We start from the raw sequence: 25,334 nt of genomic DNA, 5'->3' as shown, positions 1-25,334 counted from the left end.
TAGCTAATTGCGCAGGATTATAACATAGGTTGGGCGACAAACACGCCATAAAGACACGCTTAAGACTTAAATTTGGTTAGGCGGTTTGACTTTGATATTGCTGATTTAGGATGGGGTGGACTCGATTATTCAAAATACGGATTACTTCAAATTGCGCTAAAGATAAGTTTTCGTCTAATTTAAAGGTTTCACTTAAATTCAAACAAATAGATGCATCAGGACAATGCTCTACAATTAAAAAATCACCTGACTGCGCTTTAGATGTTAATTTTACTATTGCCTCTACACTTGGCTCTGTCCCTGTGTATTCTTCAAAAAACCAACTTTTTGCTAAAACGGGTTTTAAGTGATACTTAACAGCAGTTGCATTTAATGATATTTGACAAATTTGAGCCGCTGACCACAATTCAAATCCGTCCAGATAATTATAAACTTGTTCGTAAAATGCAGCATCTTCGAGACTAAAACGTGGATTTTTAAAAACAGAATCGGTGAGCTGTCTTAATTTATAAGGCGTGCATAATTGCATGTCGTCATTTAAATCAAGTAACAAACGATTTTTATCAGGACAAGTAATCCACTGCCATTGCTTTGATGCTTGTAACATTTACTCCTCCTTGGGTATGTTGAATAATTATTGCTCAGAGTATAACCGCTTTTGACCACTTTTAAAATGTTTGCTTAGAACATTTAGCTAACGATCAAAAGCTTAGATAACTGATCCTTATAAGCCGTTAACGATCGACTTTACCAATTGTGGACCTTTGTAGATGAACCCAGTATAAACCTGAACTAAATTTGCGCCTGCATCTAACTTTTCTTTTGCAGATGTAGCATCATCAATACCGCCGACTCCGATGATTGGTAGCTTACCTTGTGTTAAGCGTTTTAGTTCACTTACTACCTCTGTAGAGCGCATTCTAACAGGGTGACCTGATAAACCGCCCGCCTCTTGTGCATATTGCTGCCCCATGACTGCGGCTCGTTCAAGCGTTGTGTTTGTGGCAATTACACCATCAATTTTATTATTTAAAAGTGATTCACTTACTTGCTCTATTTGTATTTGATCGAGATCCGGTGCAATTTTTACAAGCATAGGCACTTGCTTATTATGCTTTGCAATTAAATCTAACTGTTCATTTTTAAGACTTTGCAACAAATCGTCAAGTGCAGCACCATATTGTAAATCACGAAGCCCTGGGGTATTTGGTGATGAAATATTTACCGTAATGTATGAGGCATGCTCAAATACTTTACGCATACAATGAATATAGTCATCTTTACCTTGCTCGTTAGGCGTATTTTTATTTTTACCAATATTAATACCGAGTATGCCACTGTACTTTGCTGCTTTTACATTTTCGACTAAATTATCAACACCTTTATTATTAAAACCCATACGGTTAATAATTGCGTTTGACTCTGGAAGTCTAAAAATACGTGGCTTATCATTACCAACTTGAGGACGCGGTGTAACCGTTCCAACTTCAATAAAACCAAACCCCATTTGGCTAAATGCATCTATACATTCTGCATTTTTATCCAGGCCAGCGGCAAGCCCTACTGGATTTTTAAATTCAAGACCTAAAAAGTTTACGGGTTTATCTGAAACACTTTGTGACCAAGCTATATTTAGAGGCGTATTAGCAAAACGACGAAGATTATTAAGTGCAAACTCATGCGCCCACTCCGCATCACGGGTAAACATAAAACGGCGAGCTAAATCATAAAACATCAATATAATCCTCTTTTTAAATTTTAGACAAAAAAATACCTCAGACAAGGCTGAGGTATTGTATAACAATTTTAACAATCAGTTATTTATTTACTAAACAATTAACTGATTAAAGCTAAATTATTTTCCTGACGTATCACAATTGTGGCTTAACAACATAAGTTCACGAAGTGCAACCGAGAACTTAGCAAAGTCGTGGCTTTGTGATGTTTTAAACTCAGCCAGCATTTGTTTCCAGCGTTGAAGTAATAAATCTTGGCTATCCATCCACTCGTCTATTTGACTATCAACATCGCTCTCATCACCTTCAAAGCTATTTAATACAACTTCAGATAACGTACGTTGCTGCCAATCAAGCTCTTCTCGATAAGACGAGCGAGCAAGTGCTTGCCAATGATTTGCTACTGGTTGCTTAGTTATTTGCTCTAAGAACCAATGCAGACCCATTCTTGCACCTAGTTTAAAGTAAGTATTGGACACCATCGAAATACTCTTACCTGAACTATTCGCAACTTCTGCTAAATCCATCACAGAGAATAAGCTTGATAAAGAAACAATACGATTAGCTATATCTGTTGGAACGCCCGCGTCAATTAACTTATTGGCCTCAATTACAATACGATCATTTTCTTTTTCAATCATATACGTATTTAAGTTATCGCTTAAATCTTTAAAGGTTGGCGCAAAGAATTCAATTCCTTGTTCAATCGTTTGTGACTTATTACGATGACGTAAGAACCAACGCGTTGCTCGGCGCACAGTACGACGAAGTTGGTAAAGCATTTCAGTTTGAACTGCTGCTGGTATTTTATTATCAAGTGCACTAATAGAAGACCATGTTTCACGCATTTCAAATATTTCGCTAGCAATTGAGTAACACATTGCTATCTCAGCTTCATTAGCACCAGTTTCTTCATGCATACGTACCATGAAGTTTAAACCCATATCATTAACAATGCTGTTAGCTAGCTTAGTAGCGATAATTTCTTTGCGTAATGGGTGATTATCCATCGCATCGTTAAACTTCTCACGCAATGGACGTGGGAATGACTTAACAAGCAATTGGCGATAGTAAGGGTTTTCAGTAATTTCATCACTTACTAAAGACTCTTTTAATACCATTTTTGCGTAAGACACTAGCACTGAAAGCTCAGGACGAGTTAAGTCTTTACCTGCAGCGGCGCGTTCTGCCAATTCTTCATCACTTGGAATAAATTCGATAGCACGGTTTAACTTGCCTTCTTTTTCAAGCGCATGAATAAAGCGAATCTTTTCTTTGAGCGTTGAAGTTCCTTTAGACTGCGTAATTGAAATAGTATGTGTTTGACGGTAACAGTCTTTTAATACTAATTCAGAAACTTCATCTGTCATTGAGTAAAGTAGCTCATTACGTTGTTTACGTGTTAGGTCACCTTCAGCTACTAGGCCATTAAGTAAAATCTTTATATTTACTTCGTTATCTGAACACGCAACACCACCTACGTTATCAATGAAGTCAGTATTAACACGACCGCCTTTAGCTGCAAATTCAATTCTGCCAAGTTGAGTAGTACCTAAGTTACCCCCCTCACCTAAAATTTTAGCGCCTAAATCTCTACCATTAATACGTAACGCATCGTTTGCACGATCCCCTACATCTGCATCAGTTTCTTTAGAGTTTTTAATGTATGTACCAATACCGCCATTCCACAGTAAATCAAACTCCATCATTAACGATGCTTTTATTAATTCGTTTGGCGTCATACTCGCTTTTTTAGTGCCCAACATTTTTTTCATTTCTGGGCTAAGCGTAATTGATTTAGCTGCACGAGAGAAAACACCACCACCGGCAGAAATTAACTCTTTGTTATAATCATCCCACGATGAACGCGGCATATTGAATAAACGTTCGCGCTCAGGGTAAGAAGTAGCAGCATCTGGGTTTGGATCAACAAAAATGTGCATATGGTTAAAGGCAACTTGTAACCGAATATGCTTAGATAACAACATACCATTACCAAATACATCACCAGCCATATCGCCTATAGCTACCACTGTAAAGTCAGTCGTTTGACAATCGATATCCATTTCACGGAAATGTCGTTTAACTGACTCCCATGCGCCTTTAGCTGTAATACCCATTTTCTTATGATCGTAACCAACCGAGCCACCTGATGCGAATGCATCGCCTAGCCAGAAATTGTATTCATTAGCTATGCCGTTTGCGATATCAGAGAACGTAGCTGTACCTTTGTCGGCTGCAACCACCAGGTATGCATCATCTTCATCGTGGCGAACAACATCTCGAGCTGGCACTACTTCACCGCGCTCTATGTTATCTGTAATATCTAGAAGACCACGGATAAAAATTTTGTAACACTCTTGGCCTTCTTTTATAAACGCTTCGCGCTCACTAGGTAATTGTTTACATACAAAACCACCTTTAGAGCCAACAGGTACAATTACTGTATTTTTAACTTGTTGCGCTTTAACTAAGCCAAGTACTTCAGTACGGAAGTCTTCACGACGGTCAGACCAACGCAGACCACCACGCGCTACTTTACCGTAACGTAAATGCACACCTTCAACGCGCGGAGAATAAACAAAGATCTCAAACGCAGGAAGTGGAAGTGGTACATCAGGAATTAAGCTAGGCTGTATTTTAAACGAAACATAAGATTTAAACTGACCTGCATCATCTTTTTGGAAATAGTTGGTACGTAGCGTCGCAACAATCATATCTACGTATAAACGTATAATGCGGTCATCATCAAGGTTTGCTACATTTTCAAGTTCTAAGTAAATTTGCGTACTTAACTTTTCAAGTGTTTTAGCACTTGCTGGGCTCTTAACTGAGAACTTTTTAGCAAATAAATTAACAATTTGCGCTGCAATGTTTGGATAATTTGCAAATGTGCTTTCAATGTAACTTTGTGAGAACGTTACACCAATTTGACGCATGTACTTAGCGTAAGCACGTAAAATAGAGGCTTCGCGGCCAGTTAGGCCACCCATTAACACTAAACGGTTAAAACCATCGTTTTCAAGGCGGTTGCCCCACACATTTGTTAATGCAGCGCGAAAACGTGCTGAAATTTTATCAAAGTCTGCCATCCCTTTGCTGTCAATAAGCATCGAGAAGTCCATGATCCAGTTGATACGACCATCGCTAGTTTTAACTGAATATGGTGTTTCACCAACAACGCGAAGGCCAAAGTTTTCAAGCATTGGCATAACATCAGATAAATGAATCGGCTCATCTTTATGGAATAAGCTTAATCGTACAATATTGCTGTTTGCTTCTTCTTGAGGACGGTAAAACAGCATTTCTAGTTTGTTTTCATCGCTAAGTAGTTCTAACTTTTCAATATCAACAACCGCAGCACTTGGAAGCACTTCATCTTTGTACGAGCGTGCAAACGCGTTACAGTATTTACGATTTAAATCGTTACCACGAGCTTCACCAGCAGACTCTAAAAGAGCAGATTGAAGTTTATCTTCCCACGTACGTGCAGCTTCTACTAAATTGTTTTCGATGTCTTTCACGTTATATTCGATCTTGTTGTCGGTCACACGAACGGTGTAATGAGTACGCGCCAGTGTTGACTCAGAGAAATAAGTAGTAAATTCGACTTTATCGTCAGAATTAAATGCATTAGCTAATATATCTTGCGTTTCACGACGAAGAGCCGTGTTATAACGCTCACGAGGTACATAAACCATACAAGATAAAAAACGACCATACGCATCTTTACGTACAAACAAGCGGCACATATCGCGCTCTTGTACTTGTAACACACCCATAGCAACTTCAAGTAGCTCACCTTCGCGCGCTTGAACTAGCTCATCACGTGGGTAGGTTTCTAAAATATTTAAAACAGCTTTGTAAGCGTGAGTACCTTTAGCAAAATCACACATTTCCATAATGCGATTAATTTTACTTTTTAACACAGGTACATCAGTAGCACTGTTATTGTAAAAGCTTGATGAGAATAAACCGATAAAGCGGTCTTCACCAATTACATTGCCTTCATCGTCAAAACGCTTAATGCCTACATAATCGATGTAAGCTGGACGATGAACACGAGAAACAGAGTTAGTTTTTGTTAAAATCAGTAGGTTGCTGCTACGAGCTTCTTGACGTGCAACTTCAGGTAATTCTGATAATAAGCGAGTGTGTTCTTCAGTCGAGTTTTTCATCAAGCCTAGGCTTGTATCCATTTTACCTTTTAGTTGGTAATCACCTTGAACTGGGCTTAACTCATATTCACGGTAACCCATTAGGGTAAAATTATCTTTAGCTAACCAATCTAAAAACTCAGTTGTTTCTGAAACTTCATCTTTACTTTTATTATGATGACGTTTAGGTAACTCTTTAGTCACTGCAATCAATTTTTTACGGATTGGTTGCCAATCATCAACAGCAACAGATACATCAACAAGCACAGACTCTAATTCTTTTTTGAAAGACTCAATCACAGAAGAATCTGTCTGACGGTCGATTTCAATAAAGAACACTGTTTTAGTAGATGAAGATTCTTGCTCTGCTTTTAAATTTGATAATCCAGAAATTTTAGCGTTTGTATCGCGCTTAATTTTTAATGGGCAGTGAAGTAATAAGTGAGAGGCGATATTTTCACGAGTCATGGCCATACGAACAGAATCAACTAAAAACGGCATGTCTTTAGTAATAATTTCTACAATTGTATGCGATGACTGCCAGCCATCTTTTGCCACTTCAGGATTGAAAACGCGGATAACAGCGTCGTCGGTAGTATTTTTTTCTAGCGAGTTCCAAAGGCTTAATGCTGCGCCATATAGGTCACTATCGTTGCGATTTGCCAAATCCTCTTTAGACATGTTGCTGTACAAGGCTTTGGCGAATTTCTCAACGAGTAACACATTATCAGCGCGAACTTTTTTCTGGATCAGCTTACAGACATTATCTAGGATAACCGAGGCTTGGCCTTCATTTCGTGTCATTGTATGTTCCTTAATCTATTACTGCTCAGGAGCAGAAATTTGTACAGCTATTCATTAGCGTGGAGTCAATCAAATTCTAACCCTTTTGCAGCTAATAAACAGCCTTTTCGATGAAAACATTTTAAGCATTTCAGCTATTTGGTCATCTATTCACAAATTGTAGATATAAATGGCCTTTACAGGCCATTTAGGAGCAAAATTATTCACATTATTTTTTCTGGTCAGTCCAGAGAAGGCTACCAATCGCCGGTAATAACAACACTGCACCCAACATATTTACTAAAAACATGAAGGTTAGCAATATACCCATATCAACTTGGAATTTAAGATCTGAGAATATCCACGTACTCACACCAATAGCTAATGTAATCCCCGTAAACAATACAGCACTACCACGCTCAACAAGTGCATTACGATAAGCAACACTTAATGGTACGTTTTGCTTAAGCTGCCCCATCATCGACGACAGTATATAAATGCCGTAATCGACCCCAATACCAACACCTAGCGCAATTACAGGTAGTGTAGACACCGTTAAGCCTATTTCTAGTTGAACCATAAGCGCTTGTGCAAGTGTTGATACAATATAAAGCGGCAATACTACGGCTATTGTTGCTTTTACGCTTCTAAAGCTCATTAAACATAAAATAATAACGGCACCATAAACGTAAAGCATCATTGGTATTTGCGCCTCTGCAACTGACTCATTAGTCGCTGCCATTACACCAACAGGCCCAGACGCTAATTTAAATGCTAATTCATCAGTGCCCTCTTCTTTAGCAAATTGCTTAACACTTTTAATCACAGTATCGATAGTTTGTGCTTTGTGATCATCTAAAAATATTATCACAGGCATAACGGAGCAGTTACCGTTAAGTAAACCTGTACTTGTTTCAACTCGAGATGTTGATTGTACTAAGCTTGCTGAATTTCGTGGCAAACTCTGCCATTTCAGATTGCCTTCGTTGTACCCTGCGTTAACCGATTGAGCTACAGAGCTCAAACTAACAGCAGACTGCACACCGGTCACATTTTCTACTTTATATTGAAAACGGCTTATGCGCTCCATAACATCATGTTCAGTACATGCTGCAGGATATGCCTCTACTATTACTTTTAAGATATCTGACGAAATAGTGTACTTGTCTGATATTAAAAATGTATCTTGGTTATAACGCGCATCTTGATGCAGAGACGGTGCGCCTGCGTGTAAGTCGCCTATACGCATTTTATCTGCTTGCCAGTAACCTAGAGCAAATAAAACAAGGGTAAAACCAATAATCATTTTAGCTACTTTAGGGTCTGTTGCTTTTACAAGTAAGTCGCGGATTTTATCAAGCATGTTAGGCTTTGCAGCGTCACCAGATTGAATATGTACACTGTTTTCAAAATTCATGTACGAAGCCCAGACCGGCAATAATATTAAATTAGTAAATATAATGACGGCTACACCTAAACTCGCTGTAATAGCAAGTTCACGGATAATACCAATATCAATGGTAAGTAATGTTAAAAAGCCAACGGTGTCTGAAAGTAGTGCAATACCACCGGGTATTAATAGAGCCCTAAAACTTGACTGACAACAGATACGGGTACTTTTTCCTTCACCTACTTTTTTACCAATCGCATTGATCATCTGCACACCATGACTTACACCAATAGCAAATACTAAAAACGGCACCAAAATAGACATCGGATCAAGACCAAATCCTAAACTTGAAAGCAGGCCTAATTGCCAAATAACAGCAATAATGGAACATGCGATAGGCAAAATAGTCAGCTTTAAACTGCCACAAAATAGCCAAACCATAACGAAAGTAAAGGCGATAGCAATGGCAAAAAATACGACCACACCTTTTGCGCCTTCAGCTATATCGCCTGCCATTTTTGCAAAACCAATAATATGAATACTTACTTTATCTGTACTCAAAGGTTCTCTTAAATCACTTTCTAGCTTTTGTGCAAAAGCTAATGTGTCTAACTTTTGTTGTGTTTGTGGATCTGTTTCTAAAAGCTGGGCCGTTACCATTGCACACGAGTAATCGCTGGCAATCATACGCCCTACCACTTTTGCTTTTTCGATGTTTTCTTTTACAACACCTAAACCACGCGTATCCGCTTTAAAGTTAGCAGGAATAATTGGACCGCCTGCAAAGCCATCCTCGACTACTTCAACAAAACGAGCACTTGGTGAAAATATAGAGTTAACTAATGGACGATTTACGCCAGGAATAAAATAAAGCTGATCGTGAACCGCTTTTAATTGAGTGAAAAACTCTGGATTAAATATATTGCCGCTGTCATCACACACTGAAATTAAAATACTATTTGCACCACCAAATTGTTTTTCGTGCTTGGTGTATACTTTCATATAGTCGTGATTTAACGGAATGTTTTTATTAAACGATGCATCTAATTGAATTTGAGTTGCTTTGAATACGAGTAAACAGGTTATAAGCGCAAAACTTATAAGCATAATTAAGCGATGTCTAAAAATCGCCTTTTCTATAAAATCGAGTAACTTATGCATTAAGGGGTTAACTCCTTCACTTTAATGCCATCTTCTGTCGCCATGATTAGTTTGTTATTTAAAATCACGCCATCCAAAATTGCTTTACCATCGGCTAACTGCTCATGGGTAAGTAATCCATCTTGAAGGTGAAAAATAACACCACTATTGGCGAGCATGAGCCATTGCTTATCATTGTAATTAATGATGTTGTTAATTGTCGCTGTTTTAATATTTTCAAAATGTAGCCACTCTTGCTCATTATTTTTCTTTGCAAACACGTTACCGCGAAGCCCTGCTACAATTTCTTGCGTACTATCTGATGCAACTGCAAAGAATGAACCTGGGTAAATCTCCTCAATCCTTTGCCAAGTTTGACCATCATCAATGCTTCTGGCCATTAAACCCATCTCACCAACGAGCATTAATCCGTTATCTGTTTTTTCGATTCGATTAAAGTGCGGTAAAATTGAAGCTGTTTCTGCTTCGTACCCTTCGGGATCATTTTCTTTTAAATCGTTTAAGTAATCTCTGTCATCACTAAACAGTAACGAATCTAAAAAGCGCTTTTGCCAATGTTTACCACCGTCGGTGGTTTGATAAAACATGCCATAGGCCCCCACTGCAAAACCTTTTAAATCATCTTCAAATAGGATATCAAGGCAGGGTTTATCTAGTTCTGGTTTAACTTGTTGTAACTGCCAATTAATACCACCATCGGTAGTATTGATAATGGTGGCATCGTGTCCACATGCCCAGCCATTATTTTCATCGCTAAAGTCAACAGCTGTTAATAGCACTTGAGTTGGTACAAGTTCAGCTTGTTGCCATTTATTACCAGTGTCACTTTTAATAACGGTACCATGCTTGCCTACTGCAATTAGCCCGTTACCTGTGTTTGTTATATCAGTAAGTAGGGTTTTATCTGCTTTAATTGCACTGATTGCATTTTCAGGGACATCCTGAGCAACACTCGCACCACTTATGATCAGGCTGGCATATACTAAATACTTCATAAATTTTAATCGCCTTGAACGAGAGAATTGTTTGTCTTTATATACTGAGGAAAGCGTTGCGCGATTTGGTATAAGACAAACGCGATGTGAAAGGAAAAGGCACTTAACATGCGTTAAGTGCCTAACTTCTAACTATCTACCTGCGCGACGTAATGCGCTTGACGTAAACTCGTTATCGTTAAACGATTGTGAAAAATCGTACATTTTTTCTTGGTTATCTAAACCAATTGCTAAATAACGACGTGAATTTAAATCATGATAAACTTCAAGCGTACTCCACTGAGTAGGTACTTCGTAGTAGTTAAGGCCATAAGCCATTGCTACACGGTAAAGTTGGTCGCGGTTATCATAAATATCCGTAACCTGTACTTGCCAGCTATCTTCATCAATGTAAAACACACGTTTTTTATAGATATGGCGTGTATCGTCTTTTAAGTTAGCTTCAACAACCCAAACACGGTGTTTTTCGTAGCGTGTATGCTCTGGGTTTATGTGGCCAGGCATTAAAATGTCATCGTATTCTAACTTATCACTATGAAGCTTATAGCTGTTGTAAGGAATGTATAATTCTTGCTTACCTTTCAACGTCCAGTTGTAACGATTAGGTGAGCCATTGAACATGTCAAAATCATCAGTAGTACGTAAGCTATCCGCTGCTGTTCCTGGTGCATCATATGCAACATTAGGTGCACGACGAACGCGGCGTTGTCCCGAATTGTAAGTCCATGCTTGGCGTGGCGTTAATATTTGGTCCATCGTTTCATGAACAAGCAGTGCTGTACCTGCTAAGCGTGCAGGCTCTGTAACACTTTGTTTAAACTTAAACAAAATGTTTGAGTCTTGCAGCTCTGCGGGTGTTGCACTCGGATCTGAATATTTAACCAATAACTGCTCATCAAAGCCAACATAGTTATAAGAACCCGATGCTGTTGGCGCTGCTTGACCGGCAAAACGCTCAATAGACTGTCCACGGTAACGTAACAAATGATTCCAAATAGCTTCTAAACCCGTTTTAGGAATAGGGAAAGGAATACCAATTGCCGTATTTTTGATCCCATTCCCGTCTTCAACTAGCTCAGCTGTTGGTGCAAACTTTTTAGTTGCGTCGTACACAAACTGTGGATAAGACGCAGAGCGACGTGTTTCATACACTGGCATTTTAAATGTATCTGGATATGCTTCAAATAAAGCAATTTGACCCGGACTTAAATTTGCTTTGTACTTTTCAATATTATTTTTATCAATAGTGAATAGCACTTTATCAGTTGAAAATGGGTCAAGGTGATGCATACCCGGTTCATAGCCTGCTGGAGCAGATATAATGCCATTATTCCATGCTGGAATAGAGCCATCAGCATTCGCCGCTTTTTCTGCGCCTAATGGCGTTAAGTTTTGACCTAATTGAGCTACCTCAACTGCGCTCATTTTTGCCAAAGCAGCGCTGCTTGCAAATAAGCTACAAAAAGCAGTAGCAATGAGGGTAGGTTTTTTAATCATAGTAATGTTACCCCTAAATAGAATATTTTAAGTTAAAAGAAACGTAATCGCGATCTGAGAAAGTATTAATATCGCCGCCGCCCCAAAACGAGTTGTAGCTCACGTCAAGTGACCACGCATTTTGGTAGTTAAAGTTCATGGTCGCACCTAAAGATTTACGGTCTTCAATAAATAAGAACATAGGATCTGGTGTATTACCATTTACGTCATGAGAAAATACAAAACGAGGAGAGAAATTAATACCATCGTAAAGGTCATAATAATCACCTTTAGCAATTAAGCGATATCCCCAAGAAGATGCAGTAGCAAATGATTTTTGCTCTGCACCATTTGAAAGACCAAGTTGCAATGTAGTGTAATCAGTTGTGCCAGGCCCAGTAATAACGCCACTTCGCCCAGTACCCGATACGTTTAAACGCATCTCGTCGTATTCAGGCATGTTATGAATTTTTACAGCACCCACTTCACCAACAACAGCCCAACTATCAGCCCCTAATGAAGGGCCAAATAAATGTGTTGCAGTAAACTGTAATTGTGATGTATTACGTTCAATATACCCTTGAGCAACTTGACCAGGTCCTACAACACTGATGTCGTCGCCTAAACTCATTTGTGAAATACCCGCAAAATCAGGACGGATACCAGCAACCGCTAATTGCTCAGGCATCGCTGCATACAAAAGCTCAACATCATCAATTTGCAGAGGCTCGTCTTGACGAAAAGCAAATTCACCCGCAAAAGCTGTTTCACCAATAGTGGTGTTAAAGCTCAAACCGTATAGTTTAATATCTTCTGGGTAGTCGTTTTCAGCTTTAGAAAAGGCAGTTAAATCAGCAACATTATCAGAGGTAATTTCTGTCGTCATAATCATCGCTAAATCTTGCGCAATTGCTTCGTTTGAAAAGTTTGATACGCGACCAGAGATAAGCGGACGACGACTGTGGTAGTTCACATGGTATAACGCAATTTCAGTATCATTAAACTCAGGTAAAAACACCCCTAAACGAAGACCGTACTGACCGCCATCTTCAGGTTCTGTTTTACCATTATCTCCTTTACCTTTAAGCGCGACCTTAGTTGGATATGCAAGGTACATTTGAGCTAATAAAGCACTCCCTTCGGCACTTGAAGGATCAATTCCTTGAGCAGCTGTTGCTAGTGCAAAGTCAGATTTTAAGTTATTTAAACTATCCGTTAAAAAAGCAACATCAATATCAGGATTAGACGTAAAGCCTAACTGAACATTTTGTTGGTAACCATTTTCTGCAGCAAAGTCATTAGTAGAAAAATACGTGCCAGCTGCTGGTAGACGCGTTTCTTGCCATTGATATTGGTAGAAACCTTCAAGCGTAATATTTTCAGTAATACCAAGCGATGCCCAAAGCATACCGATTGGTATAAATGCTTCTTTAAGCTCAGCGCCTGGTGCTTTTAATCGGTCAATATCAACTGGGTTTACGTTAATACCATGAGATATAAGCGTACTTTCACCCCAGTTAACTACTTGCTGACCTAAGCGAATTGATAATGGGTTATTCCCGTCGTTTAAATCAAAATTAGCCCAAACGTATGCATCTAGTAAACGGATATCTGCACAGCTTTGCTCTTTTGTATCTTTATCGTCACACGGGTCAACACCTTCACCAGAAGTTGGGTTTGAATAAGCGCGATCGCCATCCATCAACTCAAAATCATAAAAGTACATAAAACGTGTAAACAAACCGTAATTATCTTTATTTATTGAAAGGTCGTGTGTTCCCTTCAATAGTTTTGAGAATGAGTCACCACTGTCAAAATTTAAATTACCCGCATCACCATTGTTTGAGTAAGAGCCGGGTTGTGCCCATACATCTTGTGATGAGTAAATAGTGTTACTTAGTGCAGGGTTGTAACCTGTCCAGTCAAAAGCTGGATTATTACTTTTACCAATTAAGTTAAAGTCCCTGTCTTCTACACGGACGCTTTGCCCATATGAAAAGGTTGAGTCGAAGGTAATATCAAAACCCCCAGCTTCAAATGTTACAGCTTGAGTACTGGCTGCAGATAAACCTAAACTAGCGGCTGCTAAACCTATAGCGATTTTATTTTTAACAAAAAGCGATCTTCTTATCATTTTGGTTCCCCCCTGTCGCGGGTCATTTTGTGTGATCAAGTTATTGTTTTTAGTGTCATCGTAACGATAGAAGCGAATCATTGAAATTACAAATAGTCGCATTCAATCTGTCATATATTTCTTATTCTGGTTGACGCTTACGTATTGGTAAGACGTCGTACCAGATAATTTATACACGTTATTTAACAATAGGACAAATTGAAATTAACAAAAAGACAATATTTTTATGCTTTTATAACATGAAAACAGGGAGCTAAGCCACGCGCTCAATACGAATGAATTTATTTTCGGGGGTTAATAATATTCTAAAACGCCCTCTTATACCTAGGCTGGTAATAAAAGGTCTTAAATGATTAGCAGAAAAACGTACCGTTTTCCCGCCATCTTCTACAACTTGTAAAGAGCTAAAACGGCCATGGTAGTAATCCATGCACTCGTTATAGCTCAATCTTAAGGTAAAATAATACTCAATCATTTATACGAGCGCTTTTTCAACCTTTTCATACAAATCAGCACTTAGCCCATCTAGATTAGCTAAGCGTTGTAATTGCAGTTTCATTGCTTGAGAGCGAACATCATCGTAACGTTTCCATGACATGAACGGTGTTAACATACGAGACGCATTTTGTGGATTAATTGCATTAAGTTTTATTAATAAGTCACCTAACAACGTATAACCTTGGGCGTCTGAACGATGAAATTGTGCTGTATTAAAGTGACTAAAGCTTCCTACAAGTGCACGTACACGATTCGGGTTTGAAAAATCAAAACACGGATGTTCGTAAAGTGCCTTAATATTGTCTATAGCATTATTGCCTGATTGCATAGCTTGCAGTGCAAACCACTTATCCATCACTAAAACATCATGGCGCCATTGACTATCAAAATGACTCAAAAGCTCTTCTTGTAAAGGGTGGGATGCTTTTACCACTGCGCTTAGTGCACCAAGTACATTGGTCATATTAGTAGAACTTGCGGCTTCTTTAATAAAGCTTACAGCCTCTGGCTTTTGAGTTTTAGCCAAATAATGCAAGCATATTTGTTTTAAAGCGCGCTTAGCAACGGAGCTTGCACTTATACTGCCATCATCTTCAAGAGATTCGTAACAACTAAGCAGTTCATCAGCAAGTTCGTCAGCAATTTGTTGCTCGAACTTTTCTGTTATTTCAATAATCTCATCAACAAGTATTACTTCAAATTCAGCGGCTAATGTATCAAAACTTGGCAGTTTAAACAGCTCTGCAATTAAGGCTAAATCGCCCTCTTTTGTGTTTATAAGTACACGTAGCGCATTTATAATTTCGCTGCTTAACTCGCTATTAGTTGTGTCGGTAATCTGAGATTTAATCGCTTTAATAAATAGCTGCTGTTGTGCATCCCAACGTGAAAAATCACTGCGTGCAAAACGCATAATATGTAATAGTTCGGGCTCTGTTGTTTGCTGATTTAAAATACAAGGTGCAGAAAAATCTTCGAGTAAAACCGCAACGGGCTTTTCTAAGATATTATCAAAGCTAAATGTTTGAGTCGCATTAGTTACATCGAGTACATGATCTAGTTTTTTACCTTTATATTGCAGAGCAATACTTTGTCCATTGGCATCAAGTAGTTCAATAGCAAAAGGTATATGAAGCTTTTTATTCTCTGGCTGATTAGCTGACGCTGTTTGCTCGATTGTCAAAGTGTATGTATTTGAGCTGCTATCAAATTTTTGAATTGCATTTAAACGCGGTGTACCTGATTGGCTGTACCATTGTTTAAATTGCTCTAAATCAACACCTGATGCATCGCTCATCGCACTTACAAAGTCATCACATGTAACTGCTTGCCCATCGTGGCGCTCAAAGTAAAGCGTCATCCCTTTTTGAAAGTTAGTTTCACCCAGTAATGTGTGCATCATACGGATAACTTCAGCACCTTTATCGTATACAGTTACTGTATAAAAGTTATTCATTTCAATAACTTTCTCAGGGCGAATTGGGTGAGCCATAGGGCCTGCATCTTCGCTAAACTGATGCGTCCGCATAACTTTGACCGCATCAATTCGGTTAAGTGCACGAGAGCCTAAATCACTACTGAACTCTTGGTCTCTAAATACAGTTAACCCTTCTTTTAGCGATAACTGAAACCAATCTCTACAAGTAACTCGGTTACCTGTCCAGTTATGAAAGTACTCATGCCCTACAATGGATTCAATCGTATGGTAGTCTTTATCTGTGGCTGTTTCTTGATTAGCTAATACGCATTTACTGTTAAAAACGTTTAGCCCTTTATTTTCCATCGCGCCCATGTTGAAAAAATCGACGGCAACAATCATATAAATATCAAGGTCATACTCTAAATTAAAGCGTTCTTCATCCCATTGCATTGCTTTTTTAAGTGAAGCAATAGCATGAGGTGTTTTAGATAAATTCCCCTTATCAACAAATAATGCTAACTCTACGTATTTGCCGCTTTTAGTCGTGTACGTATCTTTTAAAACATCAAAATCGCCCGCTACAAGTGCAAATAAATAGCTCGGCTTTTTAAATGGGTCTTGCCATTTCACAAAATGACGACCATCTGATGTTTCACCGCTATCTACTTGATTACCATTAGAAAGAAGTTGTAGATACTTTTTATCGGCAATAATAGTTACATCAAACGTGGCAAGTACGTCAGGGCGATCCATGTAATAAGTGATTTTTCTAAATCCCTGCGCTTCGCACTGTGTGCAATACGCACCGCCCGATAAATATAAACCTTCTAAAGAAGTATTTGTCTCAGGTGATATCTCGGTCACAATACTTAATTGGCAACTATCCGGTAGGTTATTGATTATTAGCTGCTCGCCAATAATTTCATAATCAGTTATATCAACCGTATCAATAGATAAAGACAGTAAGCGTAAATCAATACCATCAAGCACTAAAGGTGCTTTTTTATCACCAACACGCGTAAGCGTTAGCAAAGAGCTTACTTTCGTTGATAATGGCTGTAAGTCAAAGGTTAGCTCTGTGTGGTCAATTAAAAAATCAGGAGCTTTATAGTCTTTAAGATATTGTGCTTGAGGTTTACTTGATTCAGTCATAGATACTCCAAAACAGCTCCTTTTAAGTTAAAAGGAGCTGTTTAAAATTAGGCGGATTGTTTTGGCTTAATACGTAAAATTTTAATGCCCAAGTAGGCATAAACCACCGCTAAAACAGGGTTAATTAAGTTAAAGAAAGCGTAGAGTGCATAATCAAAAGGATTTATTAGTAAAACGCTTTGCATATATGCGCCACACGTGTTCCATGGAATTAGTGGGCTGGTAATTGTACCGCCATCTTCCAATGTACGAGATAAGTTAACAGGCTTCAAACCACGTTTTTCGTATTCATCTTTAAACATACGTCCAGGTACAACAATCGCGATATACTGATCGGCTGCTATAACGTTTGTACCAATACAGGTTGCAATTGTTGCTGTAATTAATGAACCCGTACTTTTAGCTATTTTAAGTATGCTTTTAACAAAAATGTCCAGAAGACCCGTTTTTTCCATGATGGCACCAAACATCAGTGCAGTCATAATCAACCACGTAGTTGTAAGCATTCCTGACATACCGCCACCACTAAGCAGCGAGTTCATTTTATCATCACCTGTGCTTATACTAAAACCATCAAAAAACGTCGTCCAAACAAGCTTAAAGTAACCTACTAACTGTCCTTGAGAAACATCAATTTGGCTAGCAATTAGATCAGACTGAAACAACATAGCCCAAACAGCGCCCACAACAGCACCAATTGAGATAGCAGGAAATGCTGGCATTTTTTTAATAGCTAAAACTAAAAGTACGATTAACGGGATCAGCATTTCAAAACCAATATTAAAGTTTTGCTGTAAAATAGCCGTTATTTCATCAATGCGCCCTGCTTCGCTTGAAGCTGTTGCATTAAACCCCATGAATATAAATATAATCAGTGCAATTACAAAACTCGGTACTGTCGTCCACAGCATATGTTGAATATGCTCAAACAAATCAGCGCCAACAACTGCTGGTGCCAGATTGGTTGTTTCTGACAGCGGGCTTAGCTTATCACCAAAGTACGCGCCAGATATAACTGCACCTGCGGTTACTGTTTGCTCAAGTCCAAGACCCGTAGCAACACCTAATAAAGCAACACCTATCGTAGCAGCCGTGGTCCAAGAACTACCAATACTCATTGCTACAATGCCACAAATTAAACAACTCGCTGCATAAAACCAACTTGGGTTTATAACTTGCAAGCCATAATAAATTAAAGTTGGTACAGTTCCAGAAAGTAGCCAAGTGCCAATTAACGCACCTACCATAAGTAAAATTAGGATAGCGCCAAGTGAAAGCGTTATACCTTCGATCATGGCTTGTTCTAATTTTTTCCATGTATAACCGTTTTTAAGCCCAATTAAAGCCGCTGCAAAAGTAGCAAATAAAAGTGCAATTTGGTTAGGGCCTGATGAAGAGTTATCACCAAATAAGTAAACTGCAGCACCAAGTAAACAAATTAATACAGAGATAGGAATTAATGCATCAAAAAACGAGGCGGGCTTGATTGGTTTGTCATCCAATAGCTTCAAAGTAGAGACTCCTAGACACACTTACTGTGTGTTTAATTATTATTTTTAGCACGTAAAGCGCATTAATTGAGCATGATTGATCTAGCTCAACTTTATGTAATCAAATATTATAACAATTTAGTAAATTTTAGGTAGTAAAAAAGGCGCTAATGCGCCTTTTTTATAGAGGTAAAACCAGTTGTTACTTCTTAGCTATACGACCATAATTAATATAATCTTGAGTAATTAATGCAGCTTCTTCCAAAAATGGGTCAAGCTCTTCAATTACTTCAGGTAAATCGTCTAAGTTTTCTACCGGATCTTTACCTAAACGCTTAAGACGTTCGTTAGTACGTACAAGTGCACGTGCTTCACCTTCATCTTTTTCTTTAATACGCGTAGCTTCAACTAAAGAGATAGTTTTACGGTCTTTCTCTTCGTTGTATAAGGTAATGTCATTAAATACATAACCAAATTCTGGTTCTGATTTAATTCGTACTTCGTGTTGTTTCTCAAGGTACGTAATAATAGGTGTTAAATTACCTAATTTTTTGTATTTTGCTTTAACAATGCTATCCCAAGGAAGTGCATTATCTTGCTTACTTTCGCCCCACTCTGCAGGATCGATTGCTGATGGAAACGAAATATCAGGGATCACACCTTTATGTTGCGTACTACCACCGTTAATACGATAAAACTTAGCAATCGTATATTGTACGCTACCCAGCGCATTATCATATAAATCGTAAGCGCGGCCTAAGCCTTTGTGCTGCTGTACTGTACCTTTACCAAAAGTTTGCTCGCCAATAATAACTGCACGACCGTAATCTTGCATAGCTGCTGCAAATATTTCAGAAGCAGAGGCACTGTAACGGTCAACTAAAACAGTTAAAGGACCATCGTAATAAGTTATACCATCGCGATCTTTTTGCTCTTCAATACGGTTATTTAAGGTATGAATTTGAACAACTGGACCTTGGTCAAAAAACAAACCAGACAGTTGTGTTGCTTCATATAAAGAACCACCTCCATTTTGGCGTAAGTCGATAATAATACCATCAACTTTTTCTTCTTTAAGCTTAGCCAGCTCAACTTTTACATCTTTCGAAAGATTATTGTAAAAGCCCGGAATTTCAATCACGCCAACTTTACTTGTTAAATCAGAGTATTTGGCTTCAAATACTTCTGATTTAGCCGCTCTATCCTCAAGTCGAATTTTATCGCGAGTGATTTCTACAACTTTCGGAGCGCCGTGAGCATCAACACCTTTTAAATACTGTAAACGTACTTTAGTCCCTTTAGGACCTTTAATTAAATCAACTACGTCATCTAAACGCCAGCCAATTACATCTACAAACTCTTCGCCATCTTGAGCAACACCAATAATGCGATCATCAGCTTTAATTTGATCTGTTTTATCTGCAGGGCCTCCCGGCACTAAGCTGCGAATAACAGTGTAATCTTCATCAGGGCTTAATACGGCACCAATGCCCTCAAGCTCTAAGTCCATATCCATTTTGAATTGCTCTGCACGACGTGGCGATAAATAAGACGTATGCGCCTCAATACTGCGTGCTAGCGAATTCATAACAATTTGAAAAGCATCTTCTGAATTTGATTGTACTAAACGTTTTTCTGCATTTTTGTAGCGTTTGGTCAGCACCTCTTTAATGCCTTCCCAATCTTTACCCGTCATTTTTAAACGCAGTGCGTCGTACTTTACACGCTCACGCCAAATTTCATCAAGCTCAGCTTGTGACGCAGGCCATGCTGAATCTTCACGGTCAAAAAAGTATTCATCTTCTTTATCAAACGTCATCTCTTTTTCAAGCAGAGTAAGTGAATACTCGTAACGTTCAAAACGGCGTTTAAGACTTAAGTTAAAAATATCAAACGTAAAGTCTAATTTACCGGTAGTAATAGCGTTATCAAAGTCATCACGATATTGCTCAAATGAGGCGATATCGCTGGCTAAGAAAACGCTTTTATTAAAATCAAGGGATTCGATATAACGATCGTACACTTTACTAGAAAGCTCATCGTTAAATCGAACCGGTGTATAGTGTGAACGAGCAAATAAGCTAGCCACTCGTTTGCTAGCAGTACCATGTTGACTCTCTTGCTTGAGCTGGGGTAAATCGTCAATAGTAACGGCTTCTACAGCAGCAAATAATGAACCTGAAAACAGGGCAGCAACTAACGGAATGAGCGTAAACTTTTTACTCATACACAACTCCTTAATTTATTTACAACTTAAACAATGTATAAGCTGTCAGCTTTGGTTTTAACTTGCATACCTGTTACTAACTCAACATGAACATCATCTTTGTTCACTTCAGTTATTACTGCATTTACAAGTGCTTGGCCAAGTTTAACCTTAACCTTATTATTAACCTTGACCTCAGTTGCTGGCAAAGGTTCAATTTTTCCTGAACGCTTAGCCGGCGCTGCTTTAGCAGGTTTGTTAGCTGCAGGAGCGTTTTTATCGCCTGGTTTGCTAGCATGAGCTGGTTTTTTCTTGAAAGATTTAGAATCTGAATCTTGGCGAGGACGCTGTTGTTTTTTGCGTTTAGCCATTTTAGCGCGGCTTTCTTCCAATGCTTTTTGTGCATGGTCGATATGCTCTTGCTCAACTTTTTCACCTTGATTACCATCAAGATCAATACGAAACTCTGACTTGGTCACAGCTTCTAAATAACGCCAGTTAGACGTGTATTTTCTAAGCGCTTGACGAACTTGAGTCTTACTTACTTTTTCAGACCCTTCAATACGCTCAGCAATATCTTTAAAAATACCTACTTTAAGCGGCTTGATGCCATCTTTTTGTTTAAAACATTGTGGGAATTCTTGATATAAAAATTCCAACACTTCATTAATATCTTTTAGCTTGTTTGTGGTTTCCATTTTAGAACCTATTTTTCACATCTTTTCATCAAGGGACGAATCGACGTAGTGTGTTACCCAGTCGACCAACTCTTCGAAATCGGCTTCAATTACAGCCATATCACCCCGAAGGTGTTCCCAAATACCATTAATTGTTTCATCAATAAATTCACATTCTGAATCATCAGGAAGACGATCCCATGCAATATGAATTAAATCATTGAGCGTTTCCGCTACATGCTCTTCTTCGCCTTCCCAGTCGCCAACATCTTGCACAGCAAATAGGTAGTCTTGAACATTTAGCAAATCTTTCATTACAGGCTCGCCTCTAAGCATTTCACTAATGCTTCAAGGCCAGCTTTATCATCAGCATCAAATCGGCCAATACTTGGACTATCAATGTCTAGTACAGCAAATACTTTACCATGTTTCATGATAGGTACAACCACTTCAGAATTAGACGCTGCATCACAGGCTATGTGGCCGTCAAAAGCGTGAACATCTTCAATTAATTGTGTTTCTACGGTTGCCGCAGCAGTTCCGCATACACCTTTTCCTACTGGAATACGAATGCATGCAGGGTTACCTTGAAACGGACCAAGTACTAATTCAGTAGGAGAATCCATAAAGTAAAAGCCCGCCCAATTTACATCCTCTAAAGAGGTAAATAACAGCGCGCTTATGTTTGCCATATTGGCAATTACATTGGATTCACCAGCTATCAGCGATTCAGTTTGCTTAACTAATGACTGGTAAAAATCGTGCTTTTGCATACCAAACTACTTCTTATTAAACATACAGTAGCTAAAGGTACTCTTTGTCGTGAAAAATTGGAACCTTTTGGAGGTAAAAAAAAGGAAATCACACCGTTTATCAGTGCGCTTGGTTAATAATGCTGCGATTATTTTTTTGCCGTTTTACGAAGACCAAACAAAAACAGCCCAGCAGCGAATGCTGACATTACACTATTGATCAAAAATATCTCCCCTGTTGTGGCACTTAATAAGTAACTAAATATCGCTCCGCCTAGTAGTCCAAGAGTTAATACCCCTGAATAATTAACTTTAGAATACTTAAACATGAGTAAATACCCAGGCACAACAAAAGCAGCCATTGTTAAGCCTACTATGTGTGCATTTGATATAGCAGTCATTAATAAGGTAAGAAATATTGATACAAACTCGCCTTCAAGCGTAAGTGAGTAATAAACACCAAGTAAACTGCCTACAATAACAGGCGATAATAACGAAAGCCCTACGCTTTTTGCTAGCTGATGTTTCATTTAAAATCCTTAATACACAAATCTAAATTCTATGTATAAAGCATGCACCAAGATCTAAAGGTTAGAAACAGAGACTATGGTCGTAATTTATGATTAAAAATAAACCTTATTGCAGTATGAGCCTATTACTTTATTAATAGGCTCATAAGTTTGGGTCACACTTATCAAAATGCTTATAACTTAGCTATTTTATTTGATAACTCAAAATGGCTAGATGTTACTATTTCCTCAAGCACTGCCACCCTTTTGCTCAACATCGCTGTTTGTTCCTCTAATTTTGTTATCTTGTTATTATTTAGTCCTTTAAATTTTGCGTGCGCTGCCATTATTGTAGTTTTATAGGTGAAATAACGTTTAGTAATAGTAAGAATCAAAAAGGGTGTGCTAAATATAATTATTACAATAAATAATTCTAGCATGGTCGTTTCCCAATCAATTTAAGTTAGCTTGTTGCGTGTAAAGGCCATTTTTAGTGCATTGAAATAATTTTGATAATGTAACTTCGCGCTGCTTTCCTCGTCGAATTAGCATCTCAACATACACAATACTTAACACAATGGCTGTTGCTTTAAATAAGTTACCTTGTAGATCACCTACTGCGCCACCCGACATACCAAATATTCCGTAAGCTGCATTCATAAAAATATGCATCCACATAGGAAACCAAATACGATAACCACATTCACAATATAGCCACGCAAACCATGTACCTGCTACAGTAGTGATTGCAACCGCCATCAATGCAGAAATCGCATCATTGCCTTGATAAATATGGCCCAGACCAAATATTACTGAACTAATTAATGCCGCAGGCACAAAGCCCCATCTACAATATTTAAATAAAACACCAAACAATGCAGCCCTAAAAATTAGCTCTTCAAAAAACCCCGCATAAACTGAGCCAGTTATTATTGCTGGTATTGATAGGTTAAGTTCATCACTCAAAAATCCATAACCTATTGCCATAGGAGTACAACAAATAATTGCTGCGAGTGCATAGTTAATAAAACCAGAGGAATTAAGCCCTATAGATTCAAAAGGCTTACTTTGTTTAAACAAAATAATAGCCGCAATAACTAACGGTCCATATAAAAAAATATATTTAGCGGGGGTAAATAAAATGCCAGTTAGATTATCAAGTTCAGACAACCAGCTAGACCAACCTTCTCCCCTAAACTGCCTCATTACATAGTGGCAAAATACATAGTGGCAAAATACAAATATAGAAATTATTGCAAGTGCCTTGATAGCGTATTTCATATCTACTTTTCTCGTTAAGTTGTAAATTTCAACTTAATCTTGGCAATAGTAAAAATACAAAGCGACCTATTAGGTATCAATTACAAGATGAGGTATAAAGCCCATGTTTTAGGGGGGATTAACATGATTTTGGGATTAATGACAAAGCATCTTTGATTACTTTTACATAAGAACGAGACACAGGAATTTTAATATCAATTGTATGTAGCGATAATTGCAACCCTCCAGCATTACCACTGTAGTGTTGAATGTTTTGCAGGTTAACCGCATAAGAACGGTGGCATCGTAATATAATTGTTTTTTCTGGAAGCTGCTTTAATAAACCGCTAAGAGATACACGTGATAGTTTACGTGAAGTTGAAGCTCCTTCTTGTATTGTTATTTCACAATAGTTGTCTGAAGATTTAATAAATAAAATATGGTGAGGAGCCGCATTAATTTCGTCGTTTTTGTTATCACCTTTGAGAGTAATTGTCTTTAATTCAACTTCTCTCAACTGCTCTTGAGCAACGCTAACTTTACTTGGCTTAGTTAAATCTATTACATGCCTATTTACCACAAGTAAAAAAATAAGAGGAAATACACCAATACAAAAAATATACCCTACAAAAAGTAATTGATTCTGCCAATGCTAAGATCCAAGTACAGCAACCACAAAATACCCATGATTGAATATCGCAGTAATTAAAATATATGTGATAGGAATAATAATTAAACGGTTTAATTTACTTAGCTTAAACTTAAGTAACACTATTTCTATGAAACCTGACAATAGCAAAGCACAAAAGGTTACTAACCCATAGCCAAAAAGTCGCAGAAACTTGTAAGACTCGGTATCGCTTGAAGTGCCAAAAGGTTGAAATACAAAAAGTACAAAAAGCGTTATAAACGAAAACATGGCGGCACGATATACAACTAACTTTCTCGAATCTAGATCATCTTTGAGCCACAACATCCTATTTTGCATACCTTTAATCCACCAATATTTAAAAATAACACATATTAATATGTGCATTCCAACTCATTTAAAGTTTTTTGTGATGGTAGTTTTATTAAAAACAAAAATAGGAAGAGAACATCAACGTTTTTTAACATCAGAAGATGATGTGTGAGCAATTCTATCTGCTTTTAAGGTTTTACTAATAAGAGATAAGAGATGTAATACCAATTCGCTTAATTAAGTGATCTATTTAGAGGGCGGATAAACGTGTTTACAGCTAGCCAATAAATTCGCTATTTAGTTGTTCAAAATGAGAATTTTTTAACGCAGGGAGCGACACGTTTAGTCCCGCAAAATGATTAAGTATTATTGCGGGTTGGTATAAGTGTACTGATATTGTTCCAAACACATCGAGTAGGGTGAGGCTTATGCCTCATCCCTCTCACAGAACCGTACGTACGGACCTCGTATACGGCTCCTGTACCCTTCACATTTTATCAACTTATTTCCTAAACGCTGATAAAGCAAGCCATCCCGTATTCACTTTTTCTATTGGATATAAACCAAGCTCCTCAAA

Annotated in this window: 18 protein-coding genes; all 18 read right to left on the bottom strand. The window is 38.1% G+C overall.

Annotated elements, in window-relative coordinates:
* Positions 1-76: 76 nt before the first annotated feature.
* The 18 genes from QL998_RS02190 to QL998_RS02105 all read right to left on the bottom strand — a co-directional run bounded on the left by QL998_RS02190 (position 77) and on the right by QL998_RS02105 (position 24,313).
* Entirely contained in the window at positions 77-607 is a 531-nt protein-coding gene (locus QL998_RS02190) for a cell division protein ZapC (RefSeq protein ID WP_007586900.1), read from the bottom strand.
* 117 nt (positions 608-724) lie between these two features.
* The gene (gene pyrD, locus QL998_RS02185; protein ID WP_024604811.1) at positions 725-1,735 is read right to left on the bottom strand and encodes a quinone-dependent dihydroorotate dehydrogenase; all 1,011 of its coding nucleotides are present in this window, start codon (positions 1,733-1,735) and stop codon (positions 725-727) included.
* A 120-nt stretch (positions 1,736-1,855) separates the two neighbouring features.
* Positions 1,856-6,697 carry an NAD-glutamate dehydrogenase gene (locus tag QL998_RS02180; RefSeq protein WP_290192071.1) on the bottom strand — a complete coding sequence of 1,614 codons (4,842 nt, stop codon included), beginning with the start codon at positions 6,695-6,697 and terminating at the stop codon, positions 1,856-1,858.
* Positions 6,698-6,905: 208 nt separating this feature from the next.
* Entirely contained in the window at positions 6,906-9,227 is a 2,322-nt protein-coding gene (locus tag QL998_RS02175; RefSeq protein ID WP_024604809.1) for an MMPL family transporter, read from the bottom strand.
* On the bottom strand, positions 9,227-10,222 hold the full coding sequence (locus tag QL998_RS02170; RefSeq protein WP_024604808.1) for a YCF48-related protein: 996 nt from the start codon (positions 10,220-10,222) through the stop codon (positions 9,227-9,229). The genes QL998_RS02175 and QL998_RS02170 overlap by 1 nt, the downstream gene beginning before the upstream one ends.
* A gap of 132 nt (positions 10,223-10,354) precedes the next feature.
* Positions 10,355-11,719, bottom strand: a complete 1,365-nt coding sequence (locus tag QL998_RS02165; RefSeq protein WP_165743183.1) for a DUF1329 domain-containing protein — start codon at positions 11,717-11,719, stop codon at positions 10,355-10,357.
* 13 nt (positions 11,720-11,732) lie between these two features.
* Positions 11,733-13,832, bottom strand: a complete 2,100-nt coding sequence (locus tag QL998_RS02160) for a DUF1302 domain-containing protein (RefSeq protein WP_182194849.1) — start codon at positions 13,830-13,832, stop codon at positions 11,733-11,735.
* Between the two features lie 253 nt (positions 13,833-14,085).
* A complete protein-coding gene (locus tag QL998_RS02155) occupies positions 14,086-14,307 on the bottom strand; it encodes a DUF2835 family protein (protein WP_033011738.1) in 222 nt (73 codons plus the stop codon).
* On the bottom strand, positions 14,308-16,902 hold the full coding sequence (gene pepN, locus QL998_RS02150; protein WP_182194847.1) for an aminopeptidase N: 2,595 nt from the start codon (positions 16,900-16,902) through the stop codon (positions 14,308-14,310). It lies immediately after the preceding gene.
* Positions 16,903-16,949: 47 nt separating this feature from the next.
* A complete protein-coding gene (gene nhaC / locus QL998_RS02145) occupies positions 16,950-18,413 on the bottom strand; it encodes a Na+/H+ antiporter NhaC (protein ID WP_182194844.1) in 1,464 nt (487 codons plus the stop codon).
* A gap of 181 nt (positions 18,414-18,594) precedes the next feature.
* Positions 18,595-20,619, bottom strand: a complete 2,025-nt coding sequence (gene prc / locus QL998_RS02140; protein WP_182194841.1) for a carboxy terminal-processing peptidase — start codon at positions 20,617-20,619, stop codon at positions 18,595-18,597.
* 26 nt (positions 20,620-20,645) lie between these two features.
* Positions 20,646-21,296 carry an RNA chaperone ProQ gene (gene proQ, locus QL998_RS02135; protein WP_002961909.1) on the bottom strand — a complete coding sequence of 217 codons (651 nt, stop codon included), beginning with the start codon at positions 21,294-21,296 and terminating at the stop codon, positions 20,646-20,648.
* Positions 21,297-21,311: 15 nt separating this feature from the next.
* A complete protein-coding gene (locus QL998_RS02130; RefSeq protein ID WP_002961910.1) occupies positions 21,312-21,590 on the bottom strand; it encodes a hypothetical protein in 279 nt (92 codons plus the stop codon).
* Complete coding sequence (locus QL998_RS02125) at positions 21,590-22,048, bottom strand: GAF domain-containing protein (RefSeq protein WP_002961911.1); 459 nt, start codon at positions 22,046-22,048, stop codon at positions 21,590-21,592. The genes QL998_RS02130 and QL998_RS02125 overlap by 1 nt, the downstream gene beginning before the upstream one ends.
* Before the next feature lie 128 nt (positions 22,049-22,176).
* Entirely contained in the window at positions 22,177-22,557 is a 381-nt protein-coding gene (locus QL998_RS02120; RefSeq protein WP_002961912.1) for a hypothetical protein, read from the bottom strand.
* A gap of 173 nt (positions 22,558-22,730) precedes the next feature.
* Positions 22,731-22,976, bottom strand: a complete 246-nt coding sequence (locus tag QL998_RS02115) for a hypothetical protein (RefSeq protein WP_182194839.1) — start codon at positions 22,974-22,976, stop codon at positions 22,731-22,733.
* 13 nt (positions 22,977-22,989) lie between these two features.
* Positions 22,990-23,817, bottom strand: a complete 828-nt coding sequence (locus QL998_RS02110; RefSeq protein ID WP_290192070.1) for a CPBP family intramembrane glutamic endopeptidase — start codon at positions 23,815-23,817, stop codon at positions 22,990-22,992.
* 118 nt (positions 23,818-23,935) lie between these two features.
* Entirely contained in the window at positions 23,936-24,313 is a 378-nt protein-coding gene (locus tag QL998_RS02105; protein ID WP_259365572.1) for a LytTR family DNA-binding domain-containing protein, read from the bottom strand.
* Positions 24,314-25,334: the final 1,021 nt, after the last annotated feature.

The organism is Pseudoalteromonas sp. APC 3691 (assembly GCF_030408135.1).
Lineage (GTDB): Bacteria > Pseudomonadota > Gammaproteobacteria > Enterobacterales > Alteromonadaceae > Pseudoalteromonas.
Note: the sequence above shows the minus strand (reverse complement) of the source record. Positions and strands in the feature narration are given on the sequence as shown.